Source organism: Chishuiella sp. (assembly GCF_032109125.1).
GTDB lineage: Bacteria > Bacteroidota > Bacteroidia > Flavobacteriales > Weeksellaceae > Empedobacter.
Genome location: NZ_DAMCLZ010000003.1, coordinates 16,900 through 32,449, shown reverse-complemented (window position 1 = coordinate 32,449; position 15,550 = coordinate 16,900). Strand labels below are relative to the sequence as shown.

Below are 15,550 nucleotides of genomic sequence, written 5' to 3'. Positions count from 1 at the left end.
CCTGTCGAAACATAGTTTAGTTTTGATTACTCTTCGACAAGCTCAGAGTGACATTCGTAAGAGTAAGTAAACGTAAGATTGTTTTTTATGTCATGTTGAGCCTGTCGAAACATAGTTTAGTTTTGATTACTCTTCGACAAGCTCAGAGTGACATTTGTAAGAGTAAGTAAATGTAAGATTGTTTTTTTATGTCATGTTGAGCCTGTCGAAACATTAATTATATTTATAGGTTAAGTTATTAATAAACAAAAGGAAAGAATAAAAATGAATACCTATTATGTTTATATTCTACAATGCTCTGATAAGTCTTATTATGTAGGAATAACAAATAATCTTGAGAAGAGAATTTTAGAACACCAAGAAGGAATTTATATTAAAAGTTATACTTATACTTATAAAAGAAGACCTATAGAATTAATGTTTAATACTCAATTTACAGATGTTGATGAGGCTATAAAATTTGAAAAACAATTGAAAGGATGGAGTCGAAAGAAAAAAAAAGCTATTATAAATGGAGATTGGAATTTACTTCCAGAATTATCTAAAAATAATCAAAACTCTTCGACAAGCTCAGAGTGACATTTATAAAAATAAGTAAATGTTAGATTGTTTTTTATGTCATGTTGAGCTTGTCGAAACATGCGTTAGGGATTGTAGTGAAAATTCTTTTTCTTTAGAAAAAGATTGCAACGAAAAGCCCGCCCGAAGGAAACGCCAAAATTGAATTAAAAATAATAATAATGATTAAAAATTTACACTATGATTTCTTTTTTTGCTCAATTCATCAACGAAGTCGTTTATTGGTTAATTAATTTAATTGCATAATATGAAAAAGAATAACAAAATATATTTAGTTGTATTTTCAATACTATTCATATTGGTCGTATTTAGACTTAAGTTTTCAGAGTTTGAATCAAATATGAAAATTATCTTAGATTCATCTAATCACTTGAGCTATAAATCTGGTGAAATAGTAGGATATCTATCAAAATATGTTATTCTAGGTTTAATTACCTATAAATTGATAGAGGGAATTATATTGTTGAATAAAAAAAGAATTGTAAGGAATAGTATAATTCTCGTGCTTGGAAATTTGCTTTTGTATGCAATTTTATTCTTCCTTTCTCCAAACTTACCAAGTTCAGCATTTTTTAATTCTAATGCAATTATCTATTTCTTGGGATATTCTGTATTTAGTTTGTGTGCAAGTTTTATAAATGGAGGAATTTTTAATCAGTTCAGACAGAAATATAAAGCAGAAGATAAACCTAAAACCATCATTTGGAAATATTTTTTACAATCATTGGTTTATACGCAGTTTTTATATTTTGTTTTTATAAACTTTGTAAATCCATTCCTTAGCAAACCAATATTTTACAAAGGAATTGCTAACTATGTTCTTGTAGGAGTTATAACAATTATATTTCTTGGAATTTTCTATTTTTTAGAAAAGAAGAGAAATAATCTCGAAAAAGAAATTATAAAAGAGGCTGTGAAAGCAGAATCTGCAACAGCACAGTTCGAGACATTAAAAAATCAATTAGACCCACATTTTTTGTTCAATAGCCTAAATGTTTTAACGGGACTGATAGAAGAAAATCCAGACAAAGCAATAGATTTCACAACATCGTTGTCTAAGATTTATCGCTATGTATTAGAACAAAAAAGTAAAGAATTAATTCCTGTACAAGAAGAAATAAATTTTGCGAAAACATATATTAGTTTACTTAAACTGAGATTTGAGAATAGTATCGATTTTCAGTTAGAAACAGAAACGTTTACCGACCAAGAATTTATAGTACCACTTTCTCTCCAAATATTGTTAGAGAATGTGATAAAACATAACTCGGCATCGGAGCAGAAACCACTAAAAATTAGAATTTACCAAGAAGAACGAAATTTAGTTATAGAAAACTCACTTCAACGCAAAGACTCTTTTAAAGATTCTACAGGAGTAGGGCTAAAAAATATTATAAACCGATACCAATTAATTTCGAACAGAGAAGTAGAAATTAATCATAATGATGCATTATTCATCGTAAAATTACCAATATTAACACAAAAAATAATTGATATGAAAACTCAATTTCAACAAGAAGAAAAAGAATACTTTATTGCTTTTGAAAGAGCCAAAGAACTAAAAAAATATTATACACATTTGGGTATTTATATTGTCTTTAATCTGTTCTTTTTTATTCTGAACTATTTAACAGCAAAAGGACATTGGTGGTTCTATTGGCCAATGTTGGGTTGGGGGCTTGGTATCGCATTGCATACAGTAAAAGTATTTGGATTGGGCAAAGGTTGGGAAGAGCGAAAAGCACAACAAATTCTAGAAAAGAACAATCAGCAGAAAAAGAAATGGGAGTAAAATCATTTTTAGAATAAACAATAAATATTAACACAAAAATTATTTGATATGAAAACACAATTCAACCAAGAAGAAAAAGAATATTATATCGCTTTTGAAAGAGCCAAAGAACTAAAAAAATATTACACACATTTGGGTATTTATATTGTCTTTAGTCTGTTTTTTTTCATTCTGAACTATGTAACAGACAAAGCAGATTGGTGGTTCTATTGGCCAATGTTAGGTTGGGGACTTGCAATAGGGTTTAAGACCGTAAAAGTATTTGGATATGGCAAAGGTTGGGAAGAACGAAAAGCACAACAGATTCTAGAAAAGTATAATCAGCAAACTAAAAAGTGGGATTAATCTTTTTTTATTGTAACCCCAAAAAATCTATAAACGATTACGATAAAACCTAAAAAAGATTTGATATGAAAACACAACTCAGTCAAAAAGAAAAAAAATATATTCTAACCTTAGAAAGGTCCAAAGAACTAAAAAAATATTACACAAGTTTATGCATTTATATAACATTCAGTTTGTTCTTTTTCATACTAAACTGCATAACATATAAAGGAAAATGGTGGTTCCATTGGCCTATGTTAATTTGGGGGCTTATAGTTATTTTACATACCATAATGGTTTTTGTTTTCAATAAAGATTGGGAAAAGTCAAGAGCAGATGATATATATATTATTGATAGTAAAATAAATCAAGAAAATGAATATTACATTGCTTTAAAAAGAGTAAAAGAATTAAAAAATTATTACACAAATCTAATCGCTTATCCTATCTTTATTTTATTCCTTTTTATACTAAACTATAAAACCAGTTATGGACATTGGTGGTTCTATTGGCCAATGTTAGGATGGGGATTTGCAATAGTTTTACATACAATGAGGGTTTTTGCCCTAGGAAAAGAATGGGAAGAGAAAAAAGCACAACAAATTTTAGAAAAAAATAGGCAACAAACTAAGAAATGGGATTAATGTATAATTTGTTTTTATGGGCGTTCCCTTCGGTCGGGCTTTCCGTTACAATCTTTTTCTAAGGAAAAAGGATTTCCTCTACAATCCCTAACGCAGTGTTTCGATGAGTTTAACATGATATGAATAATCAATGTAACTTTAAGGTTTAGAAATAGTATTTAAATGTCATTCTGAGCTTGTCGAAGAATAATTACATATAAAGAATGTTTCGACAAGCTCAACATGACACATACATAATCAATGTAACTTTAGGATTTAGAAATAGTATCTAAATGTCATTCTGAGGCTGTCGAAGAATAATTACATATAAACAATGTTTCGATGAGCTCAACATGACATGATAATCAATGTAACTTTAGGATTTAGAAATAGTATTTAAATGTCATTCTGAGTCTATCGAAGAATAATTACATATAAACAATGTTTCGACAAGCTCAACATGACATGAATAATCAATGTAACTTTAAGGTTTAGAAATAGTATCTAAATGTCATTCTGAGCCTGTCGAAGAATAATTACATATAAAGAATGTTTCGATGAGCTCAGCATAAGATAAATAATTAGCACAACAATGAAAATAATAATTATAGAAGACGAAAAACCAGCAGCCCGATTATTAAAAAGGCGAGTAGAAAAATTGGGTTACGAAATCACAGAAATGCTCCATTCGGTAGAAGAAAGTGTTTCCTGGCTAGAAAGTAATCCACATCCAGATTTAATTTTTATGGATATACAATTGTCCGATGGTTTATCTTTTGAAATAGTTGACCAAGTAGAATTATCGTCTGCTATTATTTTCACAACAGCTTATGACGAATATGTTTTAAAAGCATTTAAACTAAATTCCATTGATTATTTACTAAAACCAGTTGATGAAGAAGAATTGAAATTTGCACTTTCTAAATTTGAAAAACAGCAACAATCGGCTTCTACTTTGGATATTCTAGAAATTAAAAAATTATTTACGACAACACAAACCGAAAAAAAATACAAAGAACGGTTTTCTATAAAAATAGGAACATCTATAAAAATTGTAGAAACAGAAAACGTAGAATGTTTTTTTAGCGAAAACAAAGCTTCTTTTATCCATACAAAAGAAAATAAAAACTATTTGGTCGATTTTTCTTTGGATAAATTAGAAGAACAAGTAGACCCAAAGAAATTTTTTAGGATAAATCGCAGTCAAATTATCCGAATAGATAGTATAAAAGAAATTACAGTTTATAGCAATTCTCGCCTAAAAATAAGGCTTTCTACATTCGACGATTTAGAGATGATAGTAAGCAGAGAAAAGGTAGCCGATTTTAAGAATTGGTTGGAGCATTAGGCTTTGTTTATACATAGCAACTTTATAAAATAACAAAAGGCAAACCATAGTTTGCCTTTGATTTTGTTGTTGATTTTTATTTAAAATTAATACGTTATGTAATAACAGTACGTTTGGAACACTACCTTACCGTACTCTTTGATTAAAATTATTAGTTTAAGATTAGTTTAATAAGAATTACCAAACCAATAAAAAGAGAAGCAACTCCAGAACCAAATAATTGTATTTCTGGAATTTTTTTTAAATCTTTATCATCTAGTTTCCAAAATTTATTTTTTAAAATAAGAGTTATTCCTGTAAAAATTAAAATAATTGATAATCCTAAAAATTCGTAATCCATAATTATTTTTTGTGATTTAAAAATTTATCTGTTGTTTTTTCAGCTCCCATAACAATTCCCTGTATAACAGCCTCACTAACTCTATTCTCTCCAGCTTGTACAGCTTCTTTACCAGCTACAACTCTAGTAGCACTTACTCCTTTATCACCTAATGTACCAAAGAATATAGATAATCCTACTTTCAAAGAACTCCTTATAACGGTTTCTTTATTTATACCATTTTTAATAAAATCTCCTGAAATTTCAGCTACTAAGCCTACTTTTGAAATAGCTGCACCTGTTGCTCCTAAAGGAACTCCTGCTGCTGCACCAACTCCAGTTGCAGACATACCTAAACCTGCTACAGTTGCAGCATCTCCTGTAGCTTGGCTCATTTCTCCGAATCCTATTAGTGTATTACCTAAGGCTGGTCTAGCTTGTTCAGCATATAAAGCATCATCTTTAGGATTTAGAGTAGAAGTTCCAGTTATAGAATTATTTTCATATATACCTATATCAGGAGCTGAATATGTATTCCCATTTTGAGTCCAAGAACCATTACTATTCAATGTTACATTTCCATCTTCATTTGAGTAAGTATTATTAGTTTTCCCATTGGAATAATCAGAATAACCTCTTTTAAGAGCATCTTCTTTAGAATGAACATTTGAATTATAGACCCATTGATTTCCTATTTTTCCCCAATCATCAGGTGCCATTCCATCAGGGTCAATAAAACGAAGAGGATTATTAAAAGCGTAGTTGTAAGGAGAATGGCGTCTCATTTTCTCTGCGAGCGGGTCAATGTTAAACCAACGACCGATTGCAGGGTCGTAATTACGAGCACCGTAATCGTAAAGGTTGATGTCTAGATCTGTTTGTAACTCAGCACTTCGTGCGGTATGTTCGTCAAAAGCTTAATTAAAGCTTTTTTCTTCATAATCATTGTATTTGTAATTATAATTTTTATTACCAATAGTACTTGCTGTATACCCACTATGTTTTAACCCAAAAGGATAATAGTTGTTTTCTTCTAAAAAACTAATCAAAGAACTTCTCTATAAAAATAAGAAAATAATTATAATGAGCAGAGAAAAAGTAGCTGATTTTAAGAATTGGTTGGAGCATTAGGTTTTGTTTATACATAGCAACTTTATAAAATAACCAAAGGCAAACGTTTGTTTGCCTTTGGTTCTATTTTGAATTTGTGTTTCGAATAGTATATACTAATAACTCTCTAAAAATTTTTTAATTTCATTTTTATCTATAGGAATTGGTGGCTCTCGCCAACCTTCTGCTGGTGCTTTTGTTATACTATCAGGTACAAATAAGAATGGTATTAACATTGAATTTTTAGGATTACCTTCTTCAAATACTACAAAATATCGTTTTCCTACAAATAGATTATTTGAACTATTAGAACTAATACCTTGTTTAAAAATTAGATTATTAACTTTATAACTATACATGTAAGAATCACTAGATCTTGCATAACGTTTTAAATCGTAAATTTCACTAATTGTATATTTTGTGTTTATTAAAATTTTATTAAAATTATTATTTTTAATAAAATATACCACAATTAGAAAAATAGCAAAGAATAGAATTCCTAAAAAGTACTGTTGGGTCTTGGATAATTTAAATTTCATTTACTAAGGTTTTATGTATTTTTCAACTTTTTCATCAATATCATCTTCACCAATTTTAATATAAAAGGGTAATAATTGTTTTCTTCTAAAAAACTAATCAAAGAACTTCTCTATAAAAATAAGAAAATAATTATAATGAGCAGAGAAAAAGTAGCTGATTTTAAGAATTGGTTGGAGCAGTAGGTTTTGTTTATACATAGCAACTTTATAAAATAACAAAAGGCAAACGTTAGTTTGCCTTTTGTATTATTGTTTATTTTATTTGAGATAGTAACTATTAATAATTTTCTAAAAAGTTTTTAATTCTATTTTTATCTATAGGTATTGGAGGTTCACTCCACCCTTCATTTGGAGATTTTGTTATACTATCAGGAACAAATAAGAATGGTATTAACATTGAACTTTCAGGGTTACCTTCTTCAAATACAACAAAATAACGTTTACCTACAAAAAGATTATTTGAACTATTAGAACTAATACCTTTTTTTAAAATTAGATTATTAACCTTATAACTATACATGTAATAATCATTAGATCTTGAATAACGTTTTAAATCATAAATTTCACTAATTGTATACCTTGAATTATTCAAAATACGATTAAAAGATTTTTGCTTATTTATATAAATAAATATTCCTAATAATATAACTAATAATATTCCCAAAAAATATTGTTGAGTTTCGGATAATTTTAATTTCATTTATTAAGGTTTTATATATATTTTAACTTTTTCATCAATATCATCTTCACCAATTTTAATATAAAAGGGTAATAATTGTTTTCTTCTAAAAAACTAATCAAAGAACTTCTCTATAAAAATAAGAAAATAATTATAATGAGCAGAGAAAAAGTAGCTGATTTTAAGAATTGGTTGGAGCAGTAGGTTTTGTTTATACATAGCAACTTTATAAAATAACAAAAGGCAAACGTTAGTTTGCCTTTTGTATTATTGTTTATTTTATTTGAGATAGTAACTATTAATAATTTTCTAAAAAGTTTTTAATTCTATTTTTATCTATAGGTATTGGAGGTTCACTCCACCCTTCTGCTGGTACTTTTGTTATACTGTCAGGTACAAATAAGAATGGTATTAACATTGAATTTTCAGGGTTACCCTCTTCAAATACTACAAAATATCGTTTACCTATAAAAAGGTTATTAGATGAATATTCACTTATTCCTGCTTCTTTTTTTAAATTTTCAAAATAGTATTCGTAGTGAAAATAATTTCGTTTCTTATATGAATTTATTTTAGTAGTTTTACCTATTGTATATCTTGAATTATTCAAAATACGATTAAAAGATTTTTGCTTATTTATCTGAATAAAAGTTCCTAATAATATAATCCCTAATATTCCTAAAATATATTGTTGTGTTTCAGATAATTTTAATTTCATTTATTAAGGTTTTATATATATTTTAACTTTTTCATCAATACTATCTCCACCAATTTTATTTATAATTATTCCATTTTCAACTAAGTACTATGTGCGGTATGTTTGCCAAAAGCTTAATTAAAGCTTTTTCTCATACTCATTATTATATAAATTTAGAAAAATATATATAAAAAAGGATTATTTTAATTAATATCGGATAATTTTTCTCAAACTCTTTCCCTATAAAATGCAAGAAATACTTATCTTGTATTCAAAAAATATTAACAACACTACATAATGAATACGATTACAAAACTTATTAACGAATTTTCACTCAAGGAAATCGGAGCAACATTTGCTGTATTATTTGCTGTGATAGATATTTTAGGGAGTATTCCCATTGTAGTGTCTATTCGTAGTAAAGTAGGACACATACAATCAGAAAAAGCAACAATTGTAGCAGGATTGTTATTAATATCATTTCTATTTTTTGGAACAAAATTATTGGGAGTTGTAGGAGTAGATGTACAATCTTTCGCTGTAGCAGGTGCTTTTGTAATTTTTATAATTGCTGTAGAAATGATATTGGGAATAGAAATACAAAAAGGAGTAGAACCTAATTCAGCTTCTATAGTTCCTATTGCATTTCCGTTAATTGCAGGTGCAGGATCATTAACAACAGTTTTGTCACTTCGTTCTCAATTCGAAGATATTAACATAGTTATAGCAATTATATTAAATATGTTAATCGTATATTTGGTGCTGAAATTTGCAGGTAATTTAGAAAAATGGATGGGACCAGGAGTTTTATCAGTTCTAAAAAAAGTTTTTGGTGTAATTTTGCTTTCAATAGCAATAAAATTATTTACATCAAACCTTGGTGCATTATTTCATGCAACAGTATAGTAGAAAAACAAATTATTAAAAAATGAAAACATATATTTATATTGCAACAATCGTTTTGTTGGTAGGATTAGGTTATAACCTATATGTGATGGATTACAGAGCAGGTTTTTTTGCAGAAAATAACGTGCATAGTTTAATTGGGATTGGTGCAGCAGTATGTGGACTAATTTTAGCATCAGTCTACTTTAGTTTTTTCAGACTACAAGCAAACTTAAAAAAATAAATAAAAAAAGGAAGATTATTTTAATCTTCCTTTTTTTGTATTTCATCGTTTAGTTTTTGTAGCAAAAGTTTTATAGATTTTTCAATCACCTCAAACTGTTGAGGTTTAGATGAGGTATAAATCATAACCAAATCAATAGAAAAATTCATAGGTTGTATTAATAGTTTATTCAATCGGTAAGCTTCTTTTGTTCTTCTTTTCAATAAATTTCTATCAACAGCGTGTTTAAATTTTTTCTTAGAAACACTAACACCAACACGAATTGTGTAATCTTCTTTTGGTTTTACTTTGTAAACAAATCGTATGGGATGAGAAACCATAGTTTTACTATCAGAAAACAGCTCATCAAAAGCTTTTCTACTTTTAAGTTTCTCTTTCTTACCAAAAGTCAATTTCATATTCCTAAATTCTAACTAAATTTGTAAGTACAAAAGTAAGTAAACTAATAAATTTAGAATTACGTAACTTTGAAAAATAATTAATTATAATAAAAAAACTGAATAATATGTATCCAGCAGATTTAGTATTGCCAATGAAGGCACAATTAACTTCTAATGGTTTCGAGGACTTAACAACTCCAGAACAAGTAGAAGCAGCAATAAAACAAGGAGGAACAACATTAGTTATGGTAAATAGCGTATGTGGTTGTGCAGCAGGTGCAGCAAGACCAGGAGTTGTAATGTCTTTGGATAACGAAAAAGTACCAGCACATTTAACAACTGTTTTTGCAGGTTTTGATAAAGAAGCTGTAGCAAAAGCACGTGAATTTTTTGCGCCGTTTCCACCAAGCTCTCCTGCAGTAGCATTGTTTAAAGATGGTGAATTAGTACATATGTTAGAGCGTCATCATATCGAAGGACACTCTGCAGATGCAATTGCAGAAAACTTAAAAGCTGCTTACAACGAGTTTGCTTAATTAGTTTTTATAAAATAAATAGAAAACTGTTTCATGAAAATGAAGCAGTTTTTTTATTTTAAGATTTATTTTCTTTGCGTTAGGGATTGAAATGTAAAGCCCATGTCGAAGACAACGGTATATAATTATTATAATAATAAATTTTGGGCGACCGAGCGAACTTTTCGCTCTATCTTTTATAAACAAGTATCAGCAAGTTTTACTATTATTTATAAAAGGATGCCGCTACAATTCCTGTCTCAAGTACTTTTATTGAAAAAAATAAAAAAAGCTAGAAATAAAATTCAATAAAAAATGAATTTTAAAAATTATAATTCAACAAATAGAAACAATCTCCGAATTAATATCATAACAAGTAAAAAACTTTAATTTTAGTGGTTTAAATCAATAAATTAAGGCTATTCAATAACTATAAAATCACTAAATTAGCAATTCAAATTATTAAATAATATTATTTATAAACAAATGAGAATAGCAGTCGTAGGCGCTACCGGAATGGTCGGCAGAGTTATGCTCCAAGTTTTGGAAGAAAGAAATTTTCCAGTCACTGAAATTATACCAGTAGCATCAGAAAGATCAGTAGGAAAAACTGTTGAATACAAAGGAAAAGAATACAAAATTGTATCTATGCAAGATGCTGTAGAAATGCGAGCAGATATCGCAATTTTTTCAGCAGGTGGAGAAACTTCTAAACAGTGGGCGCCTAAGTTTGCAGAAGTGGGAACAACAGTTGTAGACAATTCATCGGCTTGGCGAATGGATCCAGACAGACCATTGGTTGTGCCAGAAATAAATGCAGATATCTTAACAAAAGAAGATAAAATTATTGCTAATCCAAATTGTTCTACAATTCAGTTGGTTATGGTGCTGAATCCTTTGCATAAAAAATATGGAATTAAGCGTGTTGTTGTTTCTACATATCAATCTGTAACAGGAACAGGAAAAGATGCTGTAGAGCAATTGAATGGAGAGATAGAAGGTAGAGATGTTGCAAAAGTATATCCTTATCAAATATTTAAAAATGCATTACCGCATTGTGATGTTTTTGACGAAGAAACAGGTTACACAAAAGAAGAATTAAAATTAACTCGCGAACCTCGTAAAATTATGCGAGTAGATGAAATGAACATTACAGCGACTGCAGTTCGTGTACCAGTACAAGGAGGGCATTCAGAATCTGTAAATATAGAATTCGAAAATGATTTTGATTTAGCAGATGTTCGTAAACTTCTTTCTGAACAAGATGGTGTAACGTTACAAGATAATCCAGATACAAATACATATCCAATGGCTTTTTATTCGGAAGGTAAAGATGATGTATTTGTCGGTCGTATTCGTCGTGACTTATCTCAGTCTAATACATTAAATTGTTGGATTGTTGCAGATAATTTGCGTAAAGGTGCAGCAACAAATGCGGTACAAATTGCAGAATATTTAGTAAAAGAAAATTTAGTAGGTTAAATTATAATAATTCTAAATAATATAAAAAAGCTGATACATATAATGTATCAGCTTTTTTTATATAAGTAAAGATTATTTTTGTATACAATTAATTAAACATACTATATGCGAAAACTCTACACAATTATTTTTTTTAACTTCTTAACTTTAGTTTTTGGTCAAACAATTGACTCTCCAACCTTTTCTAAATCAAGTGGTTTTTATTCTAATGCATTTAATTTAGAATTATCACACGCGGACACTGATGTAAAAATTATTTACACAACAGATGGCTCAGAACCAGATATTAACAATTTAGAAGGAAGAACATATCAATACAAGAAACAATATCCACAATATCCAGGAGACACTCCTTTTGAATTTTTTGAAAACACATTACAATCAAACTTGTATTCAAATTCAATAAAAATTTATGATAGGTCTAACGAAGATAATATAATTTCTAATATATCAACCTCTTACGAAAGAGATCAATATTTTCCAACTGAAAAAATAGATAAAAGTTTTGTAGTAAGAGCTAAAGCCTACAAAGATGATGACTCATTTTCTGAAACAGTAACAAATGTTTATTTTATAAACAAAAATTATACTTTACCAGTTGTTAGTATAAATGTTAATGAAGATGATTTATTTGGGTATGAAAATGGACTTTTTGTTGCTGGAAAAAAATTTGACGATTGGCGGTTAAATAATCCTGAAATAGGTGCAAATTCATATACTTCTGCAAATTATTGGAATTCAGGTTCTTCTTCAGAAGTTCCTATAAATTTTATTTATTTAGATAATCAAAGATCAGTCATTAATCAAACTTTAGGTGTTAGAATTAATGGAAATGGATCAAGAGTTTTTAAAAATAGATCGTTTAGAATTTATGCAAAATCTGATTATGGAAATAAGAATTTGAGCTATGATTTTTTTAAGAATTATAATATTGATAAGTATAAACGTTTAATATTAAGAAATTCAGGTCAAGATACTTACAGAACTTTATTTAGAGATGCATTTATCCAAAAACTCAATGAAAGTTTAAATTTTGATACTCAAAATTATCAACCTGTTATAAATTTTGTTAATGGAGAATATTATGGGATTTTTAATTTAAGAGAGAGATATGATGAAAAATATCTAGAAGAAGTCTATGGAATAAAAGAAAAAGACATTGACTATATAGAGCAGACATCTGTTGCTAAGGCATCAATTGGAGATGTAAATTATTACGATGAAACTCTTGATTTTTTTAAAAATAATGATTTATCAGATAATAATAATTATCAAAAAGCAATTACTTATGTTGATGAGATAAATTTTTCTGATTATCATATCGCTGAAATTTTTGCAGCAAATTATGATTGGCCATACAATAACAATGAATTTTTTAGAAAGAGAGTAGAATACAATCCAAATGCTAGTTATGGACAAGATGGAAGATTTCGTTGGTTGATGAAAGATTTGGATATTGGTTTTAATGGAGATGAAAATTGGTATTATAACTCATTTAATCATAATACATTATTACATTCTATAGTTTCAGGAAATTATGGAGGTAAACTATATAATAATTATATTCTTATTGGTTTATTACAAAATCAAAACTTTAAAAATTATTTTATTAATCGTTTTGCAGATTTAATGAATTCAATCTATAAGCCAGAATATGTTATAAATCTTATTGATTTAATGCAAAATAATTTACGTCAAGAAATGCCTAAAAATATTAGTCGTTGGAATTTGATAACATCAATGGATGAATGGGAACGTAATGTAGAATTAATGAGACAATTTGCAAGATTACGACCTGATATTCAAAAAACACAATTAAACGATTATTTTAAATTAGGAGGTAATTATGAATTAAATGTTATAACGAATAATAAGTCTTTAGGTTTTGTTAAGGTAAATTCTATCGAAATTAATAACACTACAATAGGTATTGATGATGATTATCAAAGTTGGAAAGGTGATTATTTTATAAATAATCCAGTAATATTAGAAGCAATAGCTTTACCAGGTTATGTGTTTTCTCATTGGGAAGGAGATATAGAATCAAATGATCAAAAAATTACAATAAATCCTGAGAAAGATTTTAAAGTAAAAGCTATCTTTGAATGGACTTTAGAAACAAATGATTTAGATAAAGTAGATTTTATGGTCTATCCTAATCCTGTTTCTAATATCTTAAATGTTGCATCTTCATCACAATCTAAAATTGAATATAAAATATCTTCTGTTTTAGGACAAATAGTTGATCAGAATATTATTACTAATCAAAAAATTGATGTTAGTCACTTACCTAAAGGAGTATATATAATACAATTAACTCAAGGTAATAAACGAGTAACGAAAAAGTTCATCAAAAATTAAACTGATTTCATTTAAGATAAAAAAGTCGCTTTTTAAGCGACTTTTTATTTTTATAAAGAAAAAAGTTCGAACTTTAACAAATATTTGACGTAAATAAAACAACCATAAGCGTAATTTTCACATCTAATTAATGAAGCTGTAAAAAGATTTTGGACGAAAAACAACTCATAAAAGCATGTATTAATAATAATCCTAAAGCTCAAAGATTGCTTTATGAGAAATATGATGCTCGTTTTTTTGCAGTTTGTAAGAGATATTTTACTGATATACAGCAAGCAGAAGATATTTTAGTAAAAGGATTTATGAAAATATTTCAGAATATTCATAAATTTTCTTCTGAAGGAAGTTTTGAAGGTTGGATGCATCGCATTATGGTAAATGAATGCTTGATGGAAGTTAGGAAAAATAAGGTCATACATTTGAATGTTGATGAATATTCTTATTCTATTCCGTCGGGAGAATTACCTTCTCAAAAAATTGAAGAAGATGATATAATGAAACTTCTTGATTATTTACCAGAAGGATGTCGTATTATTTTTAATCTTTATGTTATAGAAGGTTATAAACATAAAGAAATTGCTGAAAATTTAGAAATTACAGAAGGTACATCAAAGTCCCAGCTTAATTTAGCAAAGACGAAGTTGAAAGAAATGTTAGATAAGAATTACTATTTAAAATCAAATTTATCGTGAAAAAAAATGACCCAATAGAAGAATTATTTCAAAAGAGAAGTAAGGAATCTGTCGGTGAAAAACCGAGAGATTTGGTTTGGAAGCGAATAGAATCTGGGCTTAATACAGAAAAAAAGAAAAAAAGAACATTGAGAGAGTTTGTTTCTAGTGTTTGGTTTTCTGCGGCTGTATTTGCTCTAATTGCAATTCCTTATTTTATTTTCTTTGTAGAAAATTTAAATACACTAAACCAAAAGGAAACGATAGAGGTTGTGAAAATGGATACTTTTCCTGAAGATCAAACAAAAATAAAATCTAATGATTTAGAAATTATAGAAGAAGTAGAAGATAAAAATAATCAACCTGTTATTATTGTAAAAGATACGAAAAAAGATACGAGTGAGAAATTAGTTATTCATTCTAATAAAAATATTAATAAAATAAAACCCTCAAAAGATGTAATTGTTTTAACAGAAAAAAAAGTTACTAAAAAAAATATTTTAGATTCAATTGAAAATAAAGGTTTATATGCTGTAAATTCAAGAATGAGGACTAAAATTGTAGATCAAAAGGATTCTCTTAATTTTAAAAATTTAGATGAATCATTTGCTGTATCTTCTGCCTATTATAAACAAAGAGGCGATAAGAATAGTCAACCAGCTCAACCAAAAATGTCTGAAAATATAATTCCATCAATTGGTGAATCTGTGAATGTTCATTCAGATAATAATGAAATTAAAATAATATATAAGCCTCTAAAGTTTACTGCTAAAACAAAAATACTTCGTACTAATTTTAAATTATTAGGAAAGTCCAAGAAAAGAGTTTCTTTTGTTAATAACTCAATCATTATTTGTTTTGAAAAAACAAATAATGAAATTCTTTTAAAAACAAATGAACCTAATATGTCTTTTGAATTAATGGATTTACTTGAAAAAAATAAAAAAGAAATTTTTGATTATTATCAATCTGTAGAATAGTATAAATTTATAGTTTAACTTA

General features: G+C 27.8%; 18 protein-coding genes. 12 read left to right on the top strand and 6 right to left on the bottom strand.

Annotation, left to right across the window (positions count from 1 at the left end):
* Positions 1-264 precede the first annotated feature (264 nt).
* The 5 genes from RT575_RS04760 to RT575_RS04740 all read left to right on the top strand — a co-directional run bounded on the left by RT575_RS04760 (position 265) and on the right by RT575_RS04740 (position 4,666).
* Positions 265-579 (top strand): GIY-YIG nuclease family protein, encoded by a 315-nt coding sequence (locus RT575_RS04760; protein ID WP_313579217.1) that lies wholly within the window; start codon positions 265-267, stop codon positions 577-579.
* Positions 580-919: 340 nt separating this feature from the next.
* On the top strand, positions 920-2,371 hold the full coding sequence (locus RT575_RS04755) for a histidine kinase (RefSeq protein ID WP_313579215.1): 1,452 nt from the start codon (positions 920-922) through the stop codon (positions 2,369-2,371).
* A 48-nt stretch (positions 2,372-2,419) separates the two neighbouring features.
* Positions 2,420-2,716, top strand: a complete 297-nt coding sequence (locus tag RT575_RS04750; RefSeq protein ID WP_313376674.1) for a 2TM domain-containing protein — start codon at positions 2,420-2,422, stop codon at positions 2,714-2,716.
* A gap of 65 nt (positions 2,717-2,781) precedes the next feature.
* Positions 2,782-3,339, top strand: coding sequence for a 2TM domain-containing protein (locus RT575_RS04745; RefSeq protein WP_313579213.1), 558 nt, complete (start codon positions 2,782-2,784; stop codon positions 3,337-3,339).
* Between the two features lie 571 nt (positions 3,340-3,910).
* Positions 3,911-4,666, top strand: a complete 756-nt coding sequence (locus tag RT575_RS04740) for a LytTR family DNA-binding domain-containing protein (protein WP_313579212.1) — start codon at positions 3,911-3,913, stop codon at positions 4,664-4,666.
* A 151-nt stretch (positions 4,667-4,817) separates the two neighbouring features.
* Here the strand turns inward: RT575_RS04740 and RT575_RS04735 are convergent, their stop codons facing one another.
* From RT575_RS04735 to RT575_RS04715, 5 genes are all read right to left on the bottom strand, one after another.
* Positions 4,818-5,006, bottom strand: a complete 189-nt coding sequence (locus tag RT575_RS04735) for a hypothetical protein (RefSeq protein ID WP_313579210.1) — start codon at positions 5,004-5,006, stop codon at positions 4,818-4,820.
* A 2-nt stretch (positions 5,007-5,008) separates the two neighbouring features.
* Complete coding sequence (locus RT575_RS04730) at positions 5,009-5,851, bottom strand: RHS repeat-associated core domain-containing protein (protein WP_313579506.1); 843 nt, start codon at positions 5,849-5,851, stop codon at positions 5,009-5,011.
* 360 nt (positions 5,852-6,211) lie between these two features.
* The gene (locus RT575_RS04725) at positions 6,212-6,634 is read right to left on the bottom strand and encodes a hypothetical protein (protein WP_313579208.1); all 423 of its coding nucleotides are present in this window, start codon (positions 6,632-6,634) and stop codon (positions 6,212-6,214) included.
* A gap of 277 nt (positions 6,635-6,911) precedes the next feature.
* Positions 6,912-7,334 carry a hypothetical protein gene (locus RT575_RS04720; RefSeq protein WP_313579206.1) on the bottom strand — a complete coding sequence of 141 codons (423 nt, stop codon included), beginning with the start codon at positions 7,332-7,334 and terminating at the stop codon, positions 6,912-6,914.
* Positions 7,335-7,611: 277 nt separating this feature from the next.
* On the bottom strand, positions 7,612-8,031 hold the full coding sequence (locus RT575_RS04715) for a hypothetical protein (protein WP_313579205.1): 420 nt from the start codon (positions 8,029-8,031) through the stop codon (positions 7,612-7,614).
* Between the two features lie 276 nt (positions 8,032-8,307).
* Between RT575_RS04715 and RT575_RS04710 the strand changes: the two genes are divergently transcribed.
* A complete protein-coding gene (locus RT575_RS04710) occupies positions 8,308-8,916 on the top strand; it encodes a MarC family protein (protein WP_313384635.1) in 609 nt (202 codons plus the stop codon).
* 22 nt (positions 8,917-8,938) lie between these two features.
* Positions 8,939-9,139 (top strand): hypothetical protein, encoded by a 201-nt coding sequence (locus tag RT575_RS04705; protein ID WP_313384633.1) that lies wholly within the window; start codon positions 8,939-8,941, stop codon positions 9,137-9,139.
* 20 nt (positions 9,140-9,159) lie between these two features.
* Here the strand turns inward: RT575_RS04705 and rnpA are convergent, their stop codons facing one another.
* On the bottom strand, positions 9,160-9,537 hold the full coding sequence (gene rnpA / locus RT575_RS04700; RefSeq protein WP_313384632.1) for a ribonuclease P protein component: 378 nt from the start codon (positions 9,535-9,537) through the stop codon (positions 9,160-9,162).
* Positions 9,538-9,644: 107 nt separating this feature from the next.
* Between rnpA and RT575_RS04695 the strand changes: the two genes are divergently transcribed.
* From RT575_RS04695 to RT575_RS04675, 5 genes are all read left to right on the top strand, one after another.
* The gene (locus tag RT575_RS04695) at positions 9,645-10,055 is read left to right on the top strand and encodes a BrxA/BrxB family bacilliredoxin (RefSeq protein WP_313579202.1); all 411 of its coding nucleotides are present in this window, start codon (positions 9,645-9,647) and stop codon (positions 10,053-10,055) included.
* 465 nt (positions 10,056-10,520) lie between these two features.
* Positions 10,521-11,516 (top strand): aspartate-semialdehyde dehydrogenase, encoded by a 996-nt coding sequence (locus RT575_RS04690; RefSeq protein WP_313579200.1) that lies wholly within the window; start codon positions 10,521-10,523, stop codon positions 11,514-11,516.
* Between the two features lie 105 nt (positions 11,517-11,621).
* Positions 11,622-13,877: a CotH kinase family protein gene (locus RT575_RS04685; protein ID WP_313579198.1), complete on the top strand. Its 2,256-nt coding sequence runs from the start codon at positions 11,622-11,624 to the stop codon at positions 13,875-13,877.
* A gap of 149 nt (positions 13,878-14,026) precedes the next feature.
* On the top strand, positions 14,027-14,569 hold the full coding sequence (locus RT575_RS04680) for a sigma-70 family RNA polymerase sigma factor (protein ID WP_313579196.1): 543 nt from the start codon (positions 14,027-14,029) through the stop codon (positions 14,567-14,569).
* Complete coding sequence (locus RT575_RS04675) at positions 14,566-15,528, top strand: hypothetical protein (RefSeq protein WP_313579194.1); 963 nt, start codon at positions 14,566-14,568, stop codon at positions 15,526-15,528. Before RT575_RS04680 ends, RT575_RS04675 begins: the two co-directional genes overlap by 4 nt.
* Positions 15,529-15,550: the final 22 nt, after the last annotated feature.

Coding starts and splice junctions, on each gene's coding strand:
- RT575_RS04710 (WP_313384635.1), top strand. CDS start 8,308: ATGAATACGATTACAAAACTTATTAACGAATTTTCACTCAAGGAAATC.
- RT575_RS04745 (WP_313579213.1), top strand. CDS start 2,782: ATGAAAACACAACTCAGTCAAAAAGAAAAAAAATATATTCTAACCTTA.
- RT575_RS04720 (WP_313579206.1), bottom strand. CDS start 7,334: ATGAAATTAAAATTATCCGAAACTCAACAATATTTTTTGGGAATATTA.
- RT575_RS04695 (WP_313579202.1), top strand. CDS start 9,645: ATGTATCCAGCAGATTTAGTATTGCCAATGAAGGCACAATTAACTTCT.
- RT575_RS04760 (WP_313579217.1), top strand. CDS start 265: ATGAATACCTATTATGTTTATATTCTACAATGCTCTGATAAGTCTTAT.
- RT575_RS04755 (WP_313579215.1), top strand. CDS start 920: ATGAAAATTATCTTAGATTCATCTAATCACTTGAGCTATAAATCTGGT.
- rnpA (WP_313384632.1), bottom strand. CDS start 9,537: ATGAAATTGACTTTTGGTAAGAAAGAGAAACTTAAAAGTAGAAAAGCT.
- RT575_RS04685 (WP_313579198.1), top strand. CDS start 11,622: ATGCGAAAACTCTACACAATTATTTTTTTTAACTTCTTAACTTTAGTT.
- RT575_RS04740 (WP_313579212.1), top strand. CDS start 3,911: ATGAAAATAATAATTATAGAAGACGAAAAACCAGCAGCCCGATTATTA.
- RT575_RS04705 (WP_313384633.1), top strand. CDS start 8,939: ATGAAAACATATATTTATATTGCAACAATCGTTTTGTTGGTAGGATTA.
- RT575_RS04725 (WP_313579208.1), bottom strand. CDS start 6,634: ATGAAATTTAAATTATCCAAGACCCAACAGTACTTTTTAGGAATTCTA.
- RT575_RS04715 (WP_313579205.1), bottom strand. CDS start 8,031: ATGAAATTAAAATTATCTGAAACACAACAATATATTTTAGGAATATTA.
- RT575_RS04690 (WP_313579200.1), top strand. CDS start 10,521: ATGAGAATAGCAGTCGTAGGCGCTACCGGAATGGTCGGCAGAGTTATG.
- RT575_RS04750 (WP_313376674.1), top strand. CDS start 2,420: ATGAAAACACAATTCAACCAAGAAGAAAAAGAATATTATATCGCTTTT.
- RT575_RS04735 (WP_313579210.1), bottom strand. CDS start 5,006: ATGGATTACGAATTTTTAGGATTATCAATTATTTTAATTTTTACAGGA.